The 18,956-nt window shown below is 56.5% G+C and carries 18 protein-coding genes and 1 tRNA gene; 5 read left to right on the top strand and 14 right to left on the bottom strand.

Annotation, left to right across the window (positions count from 1 at the left end):
* Positions 1–100 precede the first annotated feature (100 nt).
* Both KGB18_RS18765 and KGB18_RS18760 read left to right on the top strand, forming a co-directional pair.
* On the top strand, positions 101–1,300 hold the full coding sequence (locus tag KGB18_RS18765; RefSeq protein ID WP_223570341.1) for a CaiB/BaiF CoA transferase family protein: 1,200 nt from the start codon (positions 101–103) through the stop codon (positions 1,298–1,300).
* Positions 1,281–2,207, top strand: a complete 927-nt coding sequence (locus tag KGB18_RS18760) for a TIGR02285 family protein (protein ID WP_123719894.1) — start codon at positions 1,281–1,283, stop codon at positions 2,205–2,207. Before KGB18_RS18765 ends, KGB18_RS18760 begins: the two co-directional genes overlap by 20 nt.
* Positions 2,208–2,377: 170 nt before the next feature.
* On the opposite strand, the gene KGB18_RS18755 is transcribed toward KGB18_RS18760, so the two are convergent.
* From KGB18_RS18755 to queA, 12 genes are all read right to left on the bottom strand, one after another.
* Positions 2,378–2,665 (bottom strand): DUF3509 domain-containing protein, encoded by a 288-nt coding sequence (locus tag KGB18_RS18755; protein WP_008014014.1) that lies wholly within the window; start codon positions 2,663–2,665, stop codon positions 2,378–2,380.
* Positions 2,666–2,827: 162 nt separating this feature from the next.
* Positions 2,828–4,183, bottom strand: coding sequence for a transporter substrate-binding domain-containing protein (locus tag KGB18_RS18750; protein WP_223570340.1), 1,356 nt, complete (start codon positions 4,181–4,183; stop codon positions 2,828–2,830).
* A 133-nt stretch (positions 4,184–4,316) separates the two neighbouring features.
* Complete coding sequence (gene thrC, locus KGB18_RS18745; protein WP_038979090.1) at positions 4,317–5,726, bottom strand: threonine synthase; 1,410 nt, start codon at positions 5,724–5,726, stop codon at positions 4,317–4,319.
* Between the two features lie 66 nt (positions 5,727–5,792).
* On the bottom strand, positions 5,793–7,097 hold the full coding sequence (locus KGB18_RS18740) for a homoserine dehydrogenase (RefSeq protein ID WP_052964768.1): 1,305 nt from the start codon (positions 7,095–7,097) through the stop codon (positions 5,793–5,795).
* A gap of 132 nt (positions 7,098–7,229) precedes the next feature.
* On the bottom strand, positions 7,230–7,961 hold the full coding sequence (gene dsbC, locus KGB18_RS18735) for a bifunctional protein-disulfide isomerase/oxidoreductase DsbC (RefSeq protein ID WP_123719896.1): 732 nt from the start codon (positions 7,959–7,961) through the stop codon (positions 7,230–7,232).
* Between the two features lie 267 nt (positions 7,962–8,228).
* On the bottom strand, positions 8,229–9,125 hold the full coding sequence (xerD, locus tag KGB18_RS18730; RefSeq protein ID WP_019651849.1) for a site-specific tyrosine recombinase XerD: 897 nt from the start codon (positions 9,123–9,125) through the stop codon (positions 8,229–8,231).
* A 133-nt stretch (positions 9,126–9,258) separates the two neighbouring features.
* A complete protein-coding gene (locus KGB18_RS18725; protein WP_123719897.1) occupies positions 9,259–9,813 on the bottom strand; it encodes a glycine zipper 2TM domain-containing protein in 555 nt (184 codons plus the stop codon).
* 121 nt (positions 9,814–9,934) lie between these two features.
* A complete protein-coding gene (gene secF, locus KGB18_RS18720; RefSeq protein WP_123719898.1) occupies positions 9,935–10,849 on the bottom strand; it encodes a protein translocase subunit SecF in 915 nt (304 codons plus the stop codon).
* A 9-nt stretch (positions 10,850–10,858) separates the two neighbouring features.
* The gene (gene secD / locus KGB18_RS18715) at positions 10,859–12,727 is read right to left on the bottom strand and encodes a protein translocase subunit SecD (RefSeq protein ID WP_201059920.1); all 1,869 of its coding nucleotides are present in this window, start codon (positions 12,725–12,727) and stop codon (positions 10,859–10,861) included.
* Positions 12,728–12,790: 63 nt separating this feature from the next.
* Complete coding sequence (gene yajC / locus KGB18_RS18710) at positions 12,791–13,126, bottom strand: preprotein translocase subunit YajC (RefSeq protein ID WP_007903559.1); 336 nt, start codon at positions 13,124–13,126, stop codon at positions 12,791–12,793.
* 43 nt (positions 13,127–13,169) lie between these two features.
* On the bottom strand, positions 13,170–14,285 hold the full coding sequence (gene tgt / locus KGB18_RS18705; protein ID WP_187326394.1) for a tRNA guanosine(34) transglycosylase Tgt: 1,116 nt from the start codon (positions 14,283–14,285) through the stop codon (positions 13,170–13,172).
* 14 nt (positions 14,286–14,299) lie between these two features.
* Entirely contained in the window at positions 14,300–15,349 is a 1,050-nt protein-coding gene (gene queA / locus KGB18_RS18700; RefSeq protein ID WP_095054221.1) for a tRNA preQ1(34) S-adenosylmethionine ribosyltransferase-isomerase QueA, read from the bottom strand.
* A gap of 107 nt (positions 15,350–15,456) precedes the next feature.
* Between queA and KGB18_RS18695 the strand changes: the two genes are divergently transcribed.
* The 3 genes from KGB18_RS18695 (at position 15,457) to KGB18_RS18685 (ending at position 16,688) form a co-directional block, all read left to right on the top strand.
* A tRNA-Leu gene (locus tag KGB18_RS18695) sits at positions 15,457–15,541 on the top strand.
* 163 nt (positions 15,542–15,704) lie between these two features.
* Positions 15,705–16,034, top strand: coding sequence for a hypothetical protein (locus KGB18_RS18690; protein ID WP_123719902.1), 330 nt, complete (start codon positions 15,705–15,707; stop codon positions 16,032–16,034).
* Positions 16,035–16,379: 345 nt separating this feature from the next.
* Positions 16,380–16,688 carry a hypothetical protein gene (locus KGB18_RS18685; protein WP_222839667.1) on the top strand — a complete coding sequence of 103 codons (309 nt, stop codon included), beginning with the start codon at positions 16,380–16,382 and terminating at the stop codon, positions 16,686–16,688.
* Positions 16,689–16,874: 186 nt separating this feature from the next.
* On the opposite strand, the gene KGB18_RS18680 is transcribed toward KGB18_RS18685, so the two are convergent.
* Both KGB18_RS18680 and KGB18_RS18675 read right to left on the bottom strand, forming a co-directional pair.
* Positions 16,875–17,315, bottom strand: a complete 441-nt coding sequence (locus KGB18_RS18680) for a hypothetical protein (protein WP_123719904.1) — start codon at positions 17,313–17,315, stop codon at positions 16,875–16,877.
* Positions 17,312–18,868 carry a DEAD/DEAH box helicase gene (locus tag KGB18_RS18675; RefSeq protein WP_223570339.1) on the bottom strand — a complete coding sequence of 519 codons (1,557 nt, stop codon included), beginning with the start codon at positions 18,866–18,868 and terminating at the stop codon, positions 17,312–17,314. Before KGB18_RS18675 ends, KGB18_RS18680 begins: the two co-directional genes overlap by 4 nt.
* Between the last annotated feature and the right edge of the window lie 88 nt (positions 18,869–18,956).

Here is an 18,956-nt window from a genome sequence, read left to right as displayed (position 1 = left end):
ACAGGCAATCAACGAATTGAAGGCGATCAACTTTGGGCTATGGACGTCGGCCTATGTTAAAACTCTGCATCCGCTCAGCCTTTGTCCTACAGGATTCAGCATGCCGTTCTCCAACAAACCGCTCTCCGGTCTGAAAGTCATCGAATTGGGTACGTTGATTGCCGGGCCGTTTGCCTCGCGTATTTGCGGCGAATTCGGCGCCGAAGTGATCAAGATCGAGTCCCCGGACGGCGGTGATCCATTGCGCAAATGGCGTAAGTTGTATGAAGGCACTTCGCTGTGGTGGTTTGTTCAGGCGCGGAACAAGAAGTCTTTGACCCTGAACCTGAAACACCCGGACGGCCTGGCGATTCTGAAACAGCTGCTCAGCGAAGCGGACATTTTGATCGAGAATTTTCGCCCCGGCGTGTTGGAAAAGCTCGGCCTGGGCTGGGAAGTCTTGCACGCACTGAACCCGAAACTGGTGATGGTGCGGCTCTCGGGCTTTGGCCAGACCGGGCCAATGAAAGATCAGCCGGGCTTCGGTGCGGTCGGTGAATCGATGGGCGGCCTGCGCTACATCACCGGGTTCGAGGACCGACCACCGGTGCGCACCGGGATTTCCATCGGAGATTCGATTGCCGCGCTCTGGGGCGTGATCGGCGCACTGATGGCCTTGCGTCATCGCGAGGTCAACGGCGGCTTGGGCCAAGTGGTGGACGTGGCGCTGTACGAAGCGATCTTCGCCATGATGGAAAGCATGGTCCCGGAGTTCGATGTGTTCGGTTTCATCCGCGAACGCACCGGCAACATCATGCCGGGCATCACGCCCTCCTCCATTCACACCAGCGCCGACGGCAAACACGTGCAGATCGGCGCCAATGGCGATGCGATCTTCAAGCGTTTCATGCTGATCATCGGTCGCGAAGACCTGGCCAACGATCCTGTGCTGGCCAGCAACGACGGACGCGATAGCCGTCGCGACGAGATTTACGGGGTGATCGATCGCTGGGTCAACTCACTGCCGCTGGACGCGGTGATCGAGCAACTGAACCAGGCTGATGTTCCCGTCAGCCGAATCTTCAGTGCCGAAGACATGTTCAGCGATCCGCAGTACCTGGCCCGGGAAATGTTCCTGCAAGCCAAGCTGCCCGACGGCAAGGACTTCAAGATGCCCGGCATTGTGCCAAAACTCTCTGACACACCCGGCAGCTCCGAATGGGTCGGGCCGCAGCTGGGTGAACATAATGCGCAAGTACTCCACGACCTTGGCTACGACTTGGCACAGATCACACGGTTGCGTGAAGACGGGGCCATCTAAGCTGAAGCGCCTGCTTTCATACGCAATCGATTACGCCAGCATCGGACGTGTGCTGGCGGTGCTCGGGCTGTTGGCGGGGCTGATGCCCCCTGCCCTGGCGCAACCTAAAGAGCATTTGCTCTGGCTACTGCGCGATTTGCCGCCCGTGACAATCTTCGAAGGCCCGAAAAAAGGCCAGGGGGTTATCGATCAACTGATGCCGCTGTTGATCGCCGGCATGCCGCAATACGAACACACCCTGATGCGGGTCAATCGCGCCCGTGGCATGCAAATGCTCCATGAAAAATCCTTTACCTGCGACCCTTCGCTGATCTGGAGCGAGGAGCGCGAACACTGGATCGCCTTTTCCATTCCGGCTTTCCGGGCGGTCAGCAATGGGCTGGTGATTCGACGTGAAGATCGGTCGGTGCTGGAGCCCTTTCTCATTGGCGATGAAGTCGATTTGGCAGCACTGTTGGCCAGCCGTCGAGAGAAAGTCGGTGTAGTGGCCGAGCGCCGTTACGGTCAGTTCCTCGACACGCTGCTGCAACAGGCGCCGCCCGGCGTGCTGGCGCCTCACTACGGCAACAACGCCCTCGGCAGTCTGTTGCAGATGCAGCGCCTGGGTCGTTTGCAGGTGGTCTTGGGTTACTGGCCGGAAATCCGCTATCAGGCTCGTCAGGAACATATTGCCGACGATCAGTTAGAGTTTTATCCGGTCAAAGGCACGGGCAAATACTTGTCCGGGTACATCGGTTGCTCGAATACGCCCCAGGGGCGACAGGCAATCAGTGAAATCAATAAGCTATTGCGCGCCCTGCCCCGCGAGCGCCTGGACCCGCTGTACGCCGACTGGCTCGATCCGCAAAGACGCAAGGACTATCTGGAAGAAACCAGGGCCTTTTTCGAGCGTCAGGCCGCACAGTGACAAATCGCAGGCAAAAAGAAACCCCGAGAAGTGGGGAGACGACTCGGGGTTAAACGTGGCCTACATAAAGACCAGTGGCAACAAGCTACAAGCACCGGAGCACAATGCTTGATCCTGCTGTTACATGGTCTGACTGACCTTGGCGCAGGAAGGTTCCCACAAAAAACAATTCAATTTCGGCTGGCCAGGATCTTGTCCTGAGCAGCATTGCGCAACGCCGCGATGACACAGGGCTCCAGACGTCCTTCAGCGATCAGCACGTCGCGGTGCAGCCCGTCGACGACATCCGTCAGCAGACGTTTATCGGTTAACTGGGCCTGATTGAACGCCCGTTCGACCACGATAGCGCCGCTCGTACTCTTCAGTGTCACCAGGCATTCGCCATGGGCACCCGATGGGGTCAACTTGACCAGATACGGGCTCAGAGCCTCACCGAGCAATAGACTGATACTTTCCATCTCGATCACCACTCAATAGTCCGAAAACAAAGTGCCTGGGGCGTGTCCACAGTAAATGACCACAGGCCCGAGAAGAAAGTTCTGGATTCCAACGGCAGGCGCACCGGCGCCTCTGGTAGTTAGAGCATGCACGGTAAAGATGACAGTAAAAAAACAGCTGATTCACACCTGCCTTGTACGCTTGCCGATGTCGCTCCATCCGCCCAGCAGTCCTCGCAATTGACCGTCCGCACTGTAGAACGGCACCGTCCACTGGTAGATGTCCCTGACGCCATCCTTGAACGTCAACTGACGTTCGCTGAAGCGGGTCTTGTGAGTACCGAGCTGGGCCATGAATTCAGCGTGCAGCTGCTCGGCGGTCTCTTTGGGCAAGACATCGAGTTCGATCAGTTGTCGCCCCTGAACCTGGTCGAAACGGGTCGACAAGCGCTCCTCATAACTTTTGTTGCACATGATCAAACGCCCTTCCAGATCACGCACGAACATCGGATCGGGCATGGCGTCTATCAACGCGTGCTGGAATGCGAGCTGGTCATTGAGGTCTTTCTCGGCGTCCCGACGTTGCTTGATCAGTGCTGCGAGCCGACGGTTCCAAAGCAATGAGAGCAAGCCGAACAGGCTAACGATGAACATGCTCCAGCAACCCCACTGGGTTATCCGCTGCCAGGCCGAGGGCGCGTGTACCGGCGCAACTCCGTTCAGCCATTGCAGCCGTATGGCGCGTAATTCGGCGGGTGGAAATGCCTCCAGCGCCTTGTTGAGGATGCTCAATAACTGCGGCTGTCCTTTGCGGACTGCCAAATGATCAGCCTCCCATTTGCCTTCCACTGCATGCCCTACCTTGAGCCGGCCCAAGGGGTAGAGCTGCGCTCCGATTTCGTTTTCAATGGTGGCGTAGGCCTCGCCACTTTCCACCAGTGCCCGGGCTTCAGCGTAGGTTTTGACCGAGCGCAGCTCGATCGCCGGGTAGTCACGACGAATCACACCTTCCAGGGCGTGCCGGGTCGGCAAGACCAGGACTCTTTTCGAAAGCTGCTCCAGGGACTGTAACGCTGGCGTACCTGCCAGCCCCACGAGCACCCAGCCCGCCCCGCCGAATGCATGGCTGAAATCCAGAAACACCTTGCGCTCGTCATTCATTGCCAGCGTCGTACTCATGTCCGCCGCGCCGCTTTCCAGCCGCTCCAGCAGTTGGTCGGTGGAAAACGACTCTTCATGGACGAACCGCAACCCTGTCATGGCGCTGATGCGGTTGAGCACATCGTTGTTCAAACCGCTCCAGTGACCGTGCTCATCCTTGAACAGATACAGCGGGTACTGCGCCGACGCCACGATAACCATCGGATGTTCAGCGATCCATTGCCGCTCCTGAGCATCCAGCTCAATGCGTGCGACGGTGGCTGACTCCCGAGATTCATGTGCCGCCAATTGTGCGGCCTTTACCCATTGCCCAAAACCCAGGGCGCCCAGCAAAAACATCCAGCATACGGCTGGTTTAAACCCTCTGAAAAACAGCATTGCCACTTCCTTGGTGATCGTCTCGCCCGTCCTTCATGGGCGGCTCTTCTTTTACGAAACCCGACAAGTGTGGCATGCAGAAATGAGAAAGCCCGTCAGGAGACGGGCTTCAAAATGTGACAGCTTTTACCGGTTACAGCGGCTTGCCGCGGTTGCCATGCTGACTGACAAAGGCCTGCACGGCTTTCAGATCGTTCGGCAACACGGTGCAACGCTCATCTCGCTCAAACAAATCAGAAAGATGTGCAGGTAGTTCGAGCGCTTTTCCTACACCGGCTTTTTCCACTGCGTCCGGGAATTTGACCGGATGGGCCGTGCCGAGGATCACCATCGGGATATCCAGGCTGCGACGGCATTCGCGCGCGGCCTTCACGCCGATGGCGGTGTGCGGGTCCAACAGTTCGCCGGTTTGCTCAAAGACTTCGGCAATGGTTTCGCACGTTTGAGCGTCGTCCACGGCCAGCGAATCGAACAGTTTGCGTGCCTCGGTCCAGCGTTCCTCTTCGACGCTGAAACCGCCGCCCTGCTTGAAGGTGTCCATCAAACCGGCAATCGCCGCGCCGTTACGACCGTGCAGGTCGAACAGCAGGCGTTCGAAGTTCGACGAGACCATGATGTCCATGGACGGCGACAACGTGGCGTGCAGGGTTTCCTTGACGTACTGATTGCCGCTCATGAAGCGGTGCAGGATGTCGTTGCGGTTGGTGGCGACGATCAACTGGTTGATCGGCAAGCCCATGTTGCGCGCCAGGTAACCGGCGAAGATATCGCCGAAGTTGCCGGTCGGCACCGAGAACGACACCGAACGCGCCGGGCCGCCCAGTTGCAGGGCTGCGTGGAAGTAGTAAACGATCTGGGCCATGATCCGCGCCCAGTTGATCGAGTTCACCGCCACCAGACGCGTGCCCTTGAGGAAGCTCTGGTCGGCGAAGCTGGCCTTGACCATTTCCTGGCAGTCATCGAAGTTGCCTTCGATGGCGATGTTATGGATGTTCTCGCCGAAGATGGTAGTCATCTGGCGACGCTGCACTTCGGACACACGGTTGTGCGGGTGCAGGATGAAAATGTCGACGTTTTCGCAGTGCTTGCAACCTTCGATCGCCGCCGAACCGGTGTCGCCGGAGGTAGCACCAACAATCACCACGCGCTCGCCGCGCTTTTCCAGCACGTAGTCGAGCAGACGACCCAGCAGTTGCAGGGCGAAGTCTTTGAACGCCAGGGTCGGTCCGTGGAACAGTTCCAGCACCCATTCATTGCCATTCAGCTGACGCAACGGCGCCACGGCGTTGTGGGAAAACACGCCATACGTTTCTTCAAGAATCTTTTTGAAATCGGCATCGGGGATGCTGCCGGTCACGAACGGGCGCATCACCCGGAAGGCCAGCTCGTGATACGGCAGGCCGGCCCAGGAAGCGATTTCTTCCTGGGTGAAACGTGGCAGGTTTTCCGGGACGTACAGACCGCCGTCGGTGGCGAGACCGGCCAGCAGGACATCTTCGAAATTCAGGGCCGGTGCCTGGCCGCGGGTACTGATATAACGCATGACTGGCTCCAATAGACAGTGTTCGCAATGCCGGGCCCGCGTGCGAGCCCGGTGAACGATAACGGCTTAGTTCAGGTGCTCGACGCGGATCCGTACGACCGGGCCGACCACGCCTTCCAAGGCTTCCAGGGCGGTGATCGCGTCGTTCATGTGCTGTTCCAGCACACGGTGCGTCAGCAGGATCATTGGCACCAGACCGTCATGCTCTTCGACTTCTTTCTGCATGATCGATTCGATGTTGATGCCGCGCTCCGACAGGATGCTCGCCACCTGAGCCAACACGCCCGGATGGTCCTTGGCCTGAATGCGCAGGTAGTACGCGCTTTCGCAGGCTTCGATCGGCAGGATCGGATGAGCCGACAGCGAATCCGGCTGGAAAGCCAGGTGCGGCACGCGGTTTTCCGGGTCGGAAGTCATGGCGCGAACCACGTCCACCAAGTCGGCGATCACCGACGAAGCCGTCGGCTCCATGCCGGCGCCGGCGCCGTAGAACAGGGTCGAACCGGCGGCGTCACCATTGACCATCACTGCGTTCATCACGCCGTTGACGTTGGCGATCAAGCGATCGGCCGGGATCAGCGTCGGGTGCACACGCAGCTCAATACCGGCCGCAGTGCTGCGCGCCACGCCCAGGTGCTTGATGCGATAGCCCAGCGCTTCGGCATAATTCACGTCAGCGGTGGTCAGCTTGGTGATGCCTTCGGTGTAAGCCTTATCGAATTGCAGCGGAATGCCGAACGCGATGGACGCCAGGATCGTCAGCTTGTGGGCTGCGTCGATGCCTTCGACGTCGAAGGTCGGATCGGCTTCGGCGTAACCCAGGGCTTGGGCCTCGGCGAGTACGTCTTCGAAGGTGCGACCCTTCTCACGCATTTCGGTGAGGATGAAGTTGCCGGTGCCGTTGATGATCCCGGCCACCCAGTTGATGCGGTTGGCAGACAAACCTTCACGGATCGCTTTGATCACCGGGATGCCGCCGGCCACGGCCGCTTCGAACGCCACGATGACGCCCTTCTCGCGAGCCTTGGCGAAAATTTCATTACCGTGAACGGCAATCAATGCCTTGTTCGCGGTGACCACATGCTTGCCATTCTCGATGGCCTTGAGTACCAGCTCGCGGGCAACGGTGTAGCCGCCCATCAGCTCTATAACGATGTCGATCTCTGGGTTCGTGGCCACTTCGAACACATCGTTGGTAATCGCAATACCGGTCGTCTGGAACTGAGGCTTTGGCGTGCGCATGGCAATTTGTGCCACTTCGATTCCACGCCCGGCACGACGAGCAATTTCCTCGGCGTTGCGCTGAAGTACGTTGAAGGTACCGCCACCGACGGTCCCTAACCCACAGATGCCTACTTTGACCGGTTTCACTGTGAACTCCCCATAAAACGGCCGACTCAAGGCCGGCCGTGAAAACAACCGCATACTCGCGGCTCTCTATTAATGGCCCGACAATGTTGCCGCCAGACCATGATCGTCAAGGCTGACCGTGACGATGCGAAACTATTTCGCGCCCAGTGCCAGTTTGGCGACTTGTGGCGCAGGCTGGTAGCCCGGAATGACCTGTCCGTCGGCCAAAACGATGGCCGGCGTACCGTTCACGCCGATCGACTGACCGAGGGCGAACTGTTTGGAAACCGGGTTCTCGCACTTGGCGGCCTTGATTTCCTTGCCATCGACCATTTTGTCCATGGCCGCTTTCTTGTCCTTGGAGCACCACACCGCTTGCAGTTGTTCGTCACCCGGCGAGCCCAGGCCCTGGCGCGGGAATGCAACATAACGCACTTCGATACCCAGCTTGTTCAACTCCGGCACTTCGGCGTGGAGCTTGTGGCAGTACGGGCAGGTGGTGTCGGTGAAGACAGTGATGTGCGACTTGGTTTCGCCGATAGCCGGGTAGACCACGGTTTCAGCCACTGGAATGTTGTTGATCAGCTTGGAAATGCCCAGGCGCTCGGTCTTCTCGGTCAGGTTGACCGGTTTGCCGTCCTTTAGCTGGAACATGTAGCCCTGAACAACGTACTGGCCGTCAGCGCTGGCGTAAAGCACGCGACTGCCCTTGAGTTTGACTTCGTACAGACCTGGCAGCGGGCTGGCGGTGATGGTTTCGACCGGCACGTCGAGATTGAGGTTTTCCAGGCTTTTACGAATGGCTTTGTCGGCCGCGTCATCGGCGACGGCAAAGGTGCTGACCAACGCAATGGCTGCGGCGGCGAAAATCTGGGTCAGACGCATGAGAACTCCTGAAGGCGGACAAATGGGACGATCAGAACACCCGTGCCGAAACACCGGGTCATAACCGCCCATCGTACAAACCGGCAAAGCCTACCACATAAGGCCCCCGTGGCGAGGGGGCTTGCCCCCGTTGGGTTGCGCAGCAGCCCCAAAATCTGTCACCCGATTTCATCAGATCGACCGCGAAACCCGGTTTACGACTGCTGCGCAGACGAACGGGGGCAAGCCCCCTCACCACAGGTCAGCATTTCCATTCCAGGAACTGCATTAACCGCGCGGGTGATGCTTGGCGTGCAAATCCTGCAAGCGTGCACGAGCGACGTGAGTATAGATCTGGGTGGTCGAGAGATCGCTGTGGCCGAGCAGCATTTGCACGACTCGAAGGTCGGCACCGTGGTTGAGCAAGTGCGTGGCGAAGGCATGACGCAGGGTGTGCGGCGACAACGACTTGCCGATTCCGGCGACCTTGGCCTGATGCTTGATGCGATGCCAGAAGGTCTGGCGGGTCATCTGTTCGCCGCGAAGGCTGGGGAACAGCACATCGCTGGGACGCCCGCCCAGCAGCTCGCCACGGGCATCGCGCATGTAGCGCTCGACCCAGACAATCGCCTCCTCGCCCATCGGTACCAGCCGCTCCTTGCTGCCCTTGCCCATCACCCGCAGCACGCCCTGGCGCAGGTTGACCTGCTCCAGCGTCAAGCTGATGAGCTCCGTGACCCGCAAACCACAGGCATAAAGCACCTCAAGCATGGCGCGGTCACGCTGACCGATGGCTTCGCTCAGGTCTGGCGCGGCCAGTAGCGCTTCCACATCGGCTTCCGACAAGGATTTAGGCAACGGCCTACCCAGTTGCGGCATATCGACGCGCAAGGTCGGATCGACCGCGATCAGCTTTTCCCGCAGCAAATAGCGATAAAAGCCACGCACACCGGAGAGAAATCGCGCAGTAGAACGGGGTTTGTAGTTTTGCTCCAGGCGCCAGGCCAAGTGATCGAGGATCAACTCGCGACCAGCGTTGATCAACTCCAGGCCCTTTTCCTGCAACCAGCCGTTGAACAAGGCCAGGTCGCTGCGATAGGCATCGCGGGTATTATCGGAAAGGCCCTTTTCCAGCCACAGGGCGTCGAGGAACTGGTCTATCAGGGGATGATCGATGGCAGGCATGGAGTCTCAGACAGGCAGGCGTAAGGCCGCGAAAAATGAAGAGTCTTTCATAGCACGTTGGCGGTGAACATAAAATTCAGGCACAAAAAAAGCATCCCTCTCGGGATGCTTCTTTTTGCTTGAGGCGCTCAGCTTATTGTTGAGCCGGTTCGTTTTGCCCCAGGATCAACTTGCCGTCCTTGTCGACCGGAATCTGGTTGCCCGGATCGCGATCCATCCGCACTTTGCCTTCCTTGCCATCCAGCGAATAACGAACGTCGTAGCCTACAACCTTGTCGCTGATGTCATTCACGGTGTTACAGCGGGTTTGAGTGGTGGTGTAGGTATCACGCTCCTGCATGCCTTCCTGCACCTTGTTACCCGCATAACCACCGCCGACCGCACCGGCCACTGTGGCGATTTTCTTGCCTGTACCGCCGCCGATCTGGTTGCCCAACAGGCCACCAGCCAGCGCGCCGACCACCGTACCGGCGATCTGGTGTTGATCTTTTACCGGCGCTTGCCGGGTTACTGCAACGTCCTTGCACACTTCACGTGGAGTCTTGATTTGTGTCTTGACCGGTTCAACGGCTAGAACTTGCGCATACTCAGGGCCGCTTTTTTTGACCAGGCTGTAGGTGGCAACAGCACCCCCGGCCGTCACACCAACAGCACCCAATACTGCACCAACCAGCATCGACTTGTTCACATGAACCTCCTGACCATCACATGCGGGACATGCCCGCGCTTCTCCCAGCCTTGGAGCATAAAAAAAGGCGCGAGTTCAATACTCGCGCCTTCTCGGCCTACAGCTGGAAAAGCGATAACCGTTATGGACGGTCGTCGACTTCCGTCTCGACCGCCGCAGCAGGAATCAGGTCCTCGCTGCTCAGGTTCAGCCAGATCAGCACCACGTTCGCGATGTAGATCGACGAGTAAGTACCCGCCAGAACACCGATGAACAGGGCAATGGAGAAGCCGAACAGGTTGTCGCCACCAAAGAACAACAGGGCCGCGATCGCCAGCAAGGTGGAGATCGACGTTGCCATGGTCCGCAGCAGGGTCTGCGTGGTCGAGATGTTGATGTTCTCGATCAGGCTGGCCTTGCGCAGTACCCGGAAGTTCTCACGAACCCGGTCGAATACCACGATGGTGTCGTTGAGCGAGTAACCGATGATCGCCAGCACCGCCGCCAGTACCGTCAAGTCGAAGGTGATCTGGAAAAACGACAGGATGCCGATGGTCACGATCACGTCGTGGATCAAGGACACGATCGCACCGACCGCAAACTTCCACTGAAAGCGGAAAGCCAGGTAGATCAAAATGCCGCCCAGCGCCATCAGCATGCCGAGGCCACCCTGGTCGCGCAGCTCTTCACCGACCTGAGGGCCGACGAACTCGACGCGCTTGACCACCGCAGGGTTGTCGCCACCGACCTTCTGCAAGGCCTCGGCCACCTGGTGACCCAGCTGCGGGTCTTCACCCGGCATACGCACCAGCAAATCGGTAGTCGCACCGAAGCTCTGTACGATCGCTTCGTGATAACCCGATGTAACCAGCTGTTCACGCACCTTGGTGACATCGGCCGGACGCTCGTAGGTCAGCTCGATGAGCGTACCGCCGGTGAAGTCCAGGCCCCAGTTCATGCCCTTGGTGGCGACACTGAACAAAGCCAATGCCGTGAGGAACAATGTGACGCCGAACGCAACGTTGCGAACGCCCATGAAGTTGATTGTACGTAACATGGCAGCCCCTTAAATCCACAACTTCTTGAAGTCACGACCGCCGAAGATCAGGTTGACCATCGCGCGGGTCACCATGATGGCCGTGAACATCGAGGTAAAGATCCCGAGGGACATGGTCACTGCGAAGCCTTTGACCGGGCCGGTGCCCATGGCAAAGAGAATCCCGCCGACCAACAAGGTTGTCAGGTTGGCGTCGAGAATCGCGGTGAATGCCCGTCCGAAGCCTTCGTTGATTGCCCGCTGCACAGTCATGCCAGCCGCAATCTCTTCACGTATCCGCGAGAAAATCAGTACGTTGGCGTCGACCGCCATACCCATGGTCAACACGATACCGGCGATACCCGGCAGGGTCAGCGTTGCACCCAGCAGCGACATCAGGGCCAGCAGCATCACCATGTTCACCGTCAGCGCGACGGTGGCGATGAGGCCGAAGAAGCGATAGATGGCCATGATGAACAGCGAGACAAACAGCATGCCCCACAGCGATGCATCGATACCTTTGGTGATGTTGTCAGCACCCAGGCTTGGGCCGATGGTACGTTCTTCAGCGAAGTACATCGGTGCCGCCAGACCACCGGCACGCAGCAGCAGCGCCAGTTCGGACGATTCGCCCTGGCCGTTCAGGCCAGTGATGCGGAACTGTGCACCCAGTGGCGACTGGATGGTCGCCAGGCTGATGATCTTCTTCTCTTCTTTAAACGTCTGAACCGGCACGTCTTTCTCGACGCCGTTGATCACTTGCTTGGTGTAAGTGGTGACCGGACGTTGTTCGATGAAGATCACCGCCATGCTGCGACCGACGTTGCTGCGAGTCGCACGACTCATCAGCTCGCCACCGTGGCCATCCAGACGGATGTTCACTTCTGGCGTGCCTTGCTCGCCGAAGCCAGCCTTGGCGTCAGTCACCTGGTCACCGGTGATGATCAGGCCACGCTCGATCAGCGCCGCAGGACGATTGCCTTCACGGAACTCGAACGACTCGGAAGTGGCTTTCGAAGCGCCAGGCTCAGCTGCCAGACGGAACTCAAGGTTGGCCGTCTTGCCGAGGATACGCTTGGCTTCTGCGGTGTCTTGCACGCCCGGCAGCTCAACCACAATGCGGTTGGCGCCTTGGCGCTGAACGATAGGTTCGGCAACACCCAGCTCGTTGACGCGGTTACGTACCGTGGTCAAGTTCTGCTTGATGGAGTATTCGCGGATTTCCGCCAGCTTGGCTGGGGTCATCGCCAGACGCAGTACCGGTTGGCCATTGAGGTCGGCCGGAACAATGTCGAAATCGTTGAAGTTCTTGCGAATCAGCGCACGCGCTTCTTCACGGGCTGCTTCATCAGTGAAGCCCAGCTGAATGGCACCGCCCAGTTGCGGCAGGCTGCGATAGCGCAGACGCTCTTTACGCAACAGGCTCTTGACGTCGCCTTCGTAGACTTTCAGGCGTGCGTCGAGGGCTTTGTCCATGTCCACTTCGAGCAGGAAGTGCACACCACCGGACAAGTCCAGACCCAGCTTCATCGGGTGCGCGCCAAGGCTGCGCAGCCATTGCGGGGTGGTTTGTGCCAGGTTCAGTGCAACGACGTAGTCATCACCCAATGCCTTGCGCACGACGTCTTTGGCTGGCAGCTGATCTTCAGCCTTGGTCAGACGGATCAGACCGCCCTTGCCGCCCGCAGCCAGTGTGGCCGCCTTGACGTTGATCCCGGAGTCCTTGAGCGCGGTGCTCACACGATCCAGATCAGCCTGATTAACCTGCAGTGCAGTGCTTGCACCGCTGACCTGAATGGCCGGGTCATCAGGGTATAGATTGGGAGCGGAATAAATCAGACCGATCGCCAGCACCGCCAGGATCAGAATGTATTTCCACAGAGGGTATTTGTTCAGCATCACGCCGCCCGCTTATGACGCGGGGCGCCTTGCGCGCCCCGTCGATTGAGTAGAAGTTGAAACTTAGATCGCTTTGAGCGTGCCTTTTGGCAGCGTGGCGGCGATGGCGCCTTTCTGGAATTTCATTTCGACGGTGTCGGAGACTTCCAGAACTACGAAGTCGTCGGACACTTTGGTGATCTTGCCGGCGATACCACCGGTGGTCACAACTTCGTCACCTTTTTGCAGGCTGCCCAGCAGGGTTTTCTGCTCTTTGGCGCGCTTGGCCTGTGGACGCCAGATCATCAGGTAGAAGATGACCAGGAAACCGACCAGGAAAATCCACTCAAAGCCGCCGCCCATTGGGCCAGCAGCAGGTGCAGCGGCGTCAGCCATGGCATTAGAGATAAAAAAGCTCATTTAGCACTCCAGTTGCAAATGTTGAATCTTGGGGTCAGAAAACTCAGTCCAAAGGCGGAACAGGTAACCCGCGTTTGGCGTAGAAGGCATCGACAAAGGCGGCCAATGTACCCTGTTGAATAGACTCGCGCAAACCAGCCATAAGCACCTGGTAATGGCGCAAATTGTGGATGGTATTCAACATGCTACCCAGCATTTCGCCGCACTTGTCCAGATGGTGCAGATAAGCACGGGAGAAGTTCTGGCAGGTGTAGCAATCGCAGGTTGGATCCAGCGGCGAATCATCATGGCGATGGAACGCGTTACGGATCTTCAGCACGCCTGTATCGATGAACAGATGCCCATTGCGGGCATTACGGGTTGGCATCACGCAATCGAACATGTCCACACCGCGGCGCACACCCTCAACCAGATCTTCCGGTTTGCCAACGCCCATAAGGTAACGAGGTTTGTCAGCCGGCATCTGGCCCGGTAGGTAATCGAGCACCTTGATCATCTCGTGCTTGGGCTCGCCCACCGACAGACCGCCGATGGCCAGGCCGTCGAAGCCGATTTTGTCGAGGCCTTCCAGGGAGCGCATGCGTAAATCCTGATGCATACCGCCCTGCACGATGCCGAACAGCGCCGCCGTATTATCGCCATGGGCTTCTTTCGAACGCTTGGCCCAACGCAACGACAGCTCCATCGAGACACGAGCGACGTCTTCATCGGCCGGGTACGGGGTGCATTCGTCGAAAATCATCACGATGTCCGAGCCCAGATCGCGCTGAACCTGCATCGACTCTTCCGGGCCCATGAATACTTTGGCGCCGTCGACCGGAGAAGCGAAGGTCACGCCCTCCTCCTTGATCTTGCGCATTGCGCCCAGGCTGAACACCTGAAAACCGCCGGAGTCGGTCAGAATCGGGCCTTTCCACTGCATGAAATCGTGCAGGTCGCCGTGCTTCTTGATCACTTCGGTGCCAGGACGCAGCCACAAGTGGAAGGTGTTGCCCAAAATGATTTCCGCGCCAGTGGCGACGATATCCCGCGGCAGCATGCCCTTGACCGTGCCGTACGTGCCCACCGGCATGAAGGCCGGGGTCTCGACGGTACCGCGCGGGAAGGTCAAACGACCGCGACGAGCCTTGCCGTCAGTAGCAAGTAACTCAAACGACATACGACTTTGGCGACTCATTCTGTTTCCTCGGGGCCACGTGGTGCGGGGTTACGGGTGATAAACATCGCATCACCGTAGCTGAAAAAGCGGTATTCGTTGTCGACGGCGGCTTTATAGGCGGCCATGGTCTCGGGATAACCGGCGAATGCCGAAACCAGCATCAACAACGTGGATTCAGGCAAATGGAAGTTGGTGACCAGGGCATCGACGACATGAAACGGCCGGCCCGGGTAGATAAAGATGTCGGTGTCGCCACTGAACGGCTTGAGCACGCCATCGCGCGCGGCACTTTCCAGAGAACGCACGCTGGTGGTCCCCACGGCCACTACGCGACCACCACGAGCGCGGCAGGCTTCGACGGCATCGACCACGTCCTGGCCGACTTCCAGCCACTCACTGTGCATGTGGTGGTCTTCAATCTTCTCCACGCGCACCGGCTGGAACGTGCCGGCGCCGACGTGCAAGGTCACGAACGCAGTCTCGATGCCCTTGGCGGCAATCGCCTCCATCAGCGGCTGATCGAAATGCAGCCCCGCCGTCGGTGCCGCCACCGCGCCCAGGCGCTCGGCGTACACCGTCTGATAACGCTCGCGGTCCGAGCCTTCATCCGGGCGGTCTATATAAGGAGGCAGCGGCATGTGCCCGACGCGGTCGAGCAGCGGCAACACCTCTTCGGCAAACCCCAGCTCGAACAACGCATCGTGACGCGCCAGCATCTCGGCCTCGCCACCGCCGTCGATCAGGATCTTCGAACCCGGTTTCGGCGACTTGCTGGAACGCACATGCGCCAGCACGCGATGACTGTCGAGCACCCGCTCCACCAGAATTTCCAGCTTGCCGCCGGAAGCCTTCTGGCCAAACAGCCGCGCCGGAATCACCCGGGTATTGTTGAACACCATCAAATCGCCCGGGCGCAAATGCTCAAGCAAATCAGTGAATTGACGGTGTGCCAGGGCGCCGCTGACCCCATCAAGGGTCAACAGGCGACTGTTGCGACGCTCGGCCAAAGGATGGCGGGCGATCAGCGAATCAGGGAGTTCGAATGTAAAGTCAGCAACGCGCATGATGGGGTTCGTCTAGCAGGGGCCGGAAGTCTAGCCGAAATAGTGAAAATTCTCTATGTACCTGATTGACCGACGGTAATCTCATCTCTATACTTCGCCGCCATTGAGCCCTGATGGCGGAATTGGTAGACGCGGCGGATTCAAAATCCGTTTTCGCAAGAAGTGGGAGTTCGAGTCTCCCTCGGGGCACCAAAATTAAGAAAGGTCTTGCTTTGCAAGGCCTTTTTTTTCGTCTGTAGAAAAGTGATCTCGCCCCGCTGCTCCCGTAGGAGCTGCCGAAGGCTGCGATCTTTTGATCTTGTCTTTTTGGTGCTACAGCCCCAAACCGCTCGCTAACGAATCAAGGATTCACACAATGGAATTGCCGCTTGAAACCGTTGCCCTTTTCGCTTTCAAGCTGGCTTATGAGACGGAAGGTGAAAGTCCGATTTTGCGGGATGATCCGATCATGAGTGATTATGAGCGGGAGATATTTGCCCTGCTGGTGCGCCGGGGAGATGTCGACGCGATCCAGTCTAGAGTGGCGCACTGCGTGAATTTGGCGATGATAGCTTTAGGCGGTGTTGATACACCACTGGGCCGTGAGCTACACAGGTTGGCAGTTGATTTCAGTAAAGCACGGACGATGGAGCAGCTTGATGCCCCGCTTATGGCGCTCAAGGTCTACCTGAAAGACATTCAGTGAATGCGTGAGCCACACCCCAACCGGCACGCTCTTCACTCTTATTAATTATGGTCACTGGCCCGGGGGCGAGATCCGCTAATGGTTTCCACCTTTCCTCCAGTTTCGCAAGGCTCAATTACCTCGGCGTTTCCGTCCTTTCTAGATATGGAGCTAGCGGCGCTTGGTCAACTCATGGGTCCTACCCAACTGGCGACGCATCAGGGCATAGCGGTTAGGATTGGCGAGGAAGACCTAGTCATTCCTTACCGGGTTCATCACCAGGGCGATGAGAGAGACTTGGAGCATTTGACGGGAACCCAGAGCATTTTGTACTCGTGCCTTCTGACACGGCACCACGACGGTTATGTGCGTCAACGTCAACTGGAACGGATTCTCTTAGTGCAGGAACCCTGGATTGTCCCGTTCGTGTTCCAACTGACGGGCGAGTATGTCATCCAGACTCTCGAAACCATTGAAACGCATCTACCCACGCTCGATCCGGCGCTTTACGGTCGTTTCATTCGAGACAATCAGGCGTACTTTCAAACGACAAAAGCACGCATGATCAGTTACTGGGATTGCTACTACCGACGGCTGTACAAACACCCATCGGACTATGTCGGGTTTCGCGTGTTTGCCACGCTACGCAAGTTTTACGAAAGCAACCATAACTAGACTCTTCGACAAGCGATTTCAGCCCCACCTTTTTGCAAAAAAACCGCTCGACTCACCCTTCTTGTGATTTACCGCGAACAGGAACGTTAATGTCGAAAAACAATAAACTTGTGCAATCTCTATTGAAAATAGCAAGACAGAAACAAAAAACCCGGTTCAGCACCGGGTTTATATTCAGTGTGACAATCAAGCCACTAGCTTCAAGCGTTCACCAATTGAATTAACTAGGTCTTGAGGCAAGGTACCAAGCACTTTACTGATTGCCATGGATGACAACCCCGCCTTGGACAGACATAGAGTAACGTCCGCAACGGCTTTCGCTATAGCTGTACTTCTACACCACTGAACAGAAAACTTACCCGAGCCGATACGTTGCTCAATTTTAACCAGATATCTTTCCATGCTATACGTGTAGCGCATACAAATTTTATGAGAGAAGTCTTCTAAAGACTCCTCTAAAGACTCCTCATACGAGAGATCGAGAATCAAAACCGCCCCTCTCTTCTTCAAGCTGTAATCCGTATATTCTACATCAAATAAGTTATCAGCAAGATCGGAAGGCTGAACACCCCGAGTCAGATGCAGATCAAGCAAGCCCTGGACCGCTTTATCCAAAGAAACATTCATCGGAGCATACCTCTTAACTCTTCCACTATAGCTGGAACATATTCTAAAGCTTGCATTAGAGTCTTGTTTTCCAAGACCTCGCGCTTACCGAAGCGGGAGTATAGCTTGTGATTGATATAAATTACAAGCACACCATCATTAGAGGTGTCAGGTTTAATATAACTTATAATTCTTTTAAAAGTTACATTCAACTCCATCCCCTTATCTTCCAACCCACGATCAGATAACAAACTCGCGGACTCATCCTGAATTTTCTTCGCTAATATTTTGCGAAGTTGCTGACGAGCTAGAGCAGGCCTTTTCTCGATCAAATTTGGATCAATATACTGGGACACCTCTTTGGTTTTAGCGTCTACCAGTACATCTTTCAACCGCTTGAGAGTTTCCTCGTCGAAGTCGCCCGCCTTTTGAATTTCTGTGAGCTGCGCTTCCGCCGCATCGTTAATTTCTTGACGCTTTTGCTTAAACAGTAAATTGAAGTCCAAATCCTCCAAATAGGACTCGGCATTACCTGAGAAAATAGCTTCGGTTACGACTCCGCCCAATGAGCTATCACGCTCTACATAGTCTCGCTCCAAAAACTCGAACTCTCTAGTCCTCTGGTGCTTTGCCCTATCTACTTCTTGCTGAAAGATACGCCACATTTCATCAAGACCTGTTTCCTGATGGTAGATGATCAGGGCATTATTATCGATTTCAAAAGCGCTGATCTCCTCGGCAGGAATCGCTCGAAGAATACGCCCTACAATTTGTGCAAAGGCATTAATACTTCGGTAAGGCCGGAACAATGCGAGAATGGTAAGATACTTGTGGTCATATCCCTCCATCAACATGTTCACTGAAACTACAACATCAACCTCATGCGCATCAATCTTTCTGAACTCAGACAAAACATCAGCCGACTCCATCTGGCTATGCACAAGCGCAACAGGTAAACCCAATTCACCATACCACTTCTTCAAATCTTCGGCATGCGCAATACTGCATCCGACTGCGAGAATTTTATGTGGCACTTTAGGAGATTGTTTTTTGAGCTCCTTCAATTTATCAACACTATGGTCAATTACATCTTTTGAACACTCCTCTGACAACGCAACGCTCTTTTCTACCCATTCTTTGTCTTTAAGCTCCATCACTTCGTCCCGAGTAAATTTTCGCCCAGGATAATCAGCAATAGTAAAAAATAGTGAGTGCGCGCTAACCGTCTCCTTCCTCAACCACTTTACATATTTATCCCTCATTACTTCTGAGAGCTGCGTTTCATGGATAAGAATACCGGGGAGTTCTTGATTGTCGCCGCGATATGGCGTACCCGTTACAAAAAGTTTTTTTGCAGATCCAAAATATCCTAGCAACTGCCTCCAACTATCGGCCGGAGCGTGATGAGCCTCATCAACTATTATCAAATCAAAATAATCAGCAGAAACTGCGTCGACTAGCGAAGCCCCCCTACTATTTGTGAGTTGCTGGATATTTGAATACACTATGTTGCTATCATCAAGATGCTGCCTTAGCGTAAGCGTTCCGGGAACACACCTTCCGAACTCCAGCATTAAGCGCGATGGTGTCCGCGTATTTTTAAGCGGACGCGATCGCCCTTAACGTCAGGATTTCCATGCGCCAACGAAGCTCTTACCCAAA

The organism is Pseudomonas sp. BF-R-26 (assembly GCF_019947395.1).
In the GTDB taxonomy this organism is placed as follows: Bacteria; Pseudomonadota; Gammaproteobacteria; order Pseudomonadales; family Pseudomonadaceae; genus Aquipseudomonas; species Aquipseudomonas farris.
Note: the sequence above shows the minus strand (reverse complement) of the source record. Positions and strands in the feature narration are given on the sequence as shown.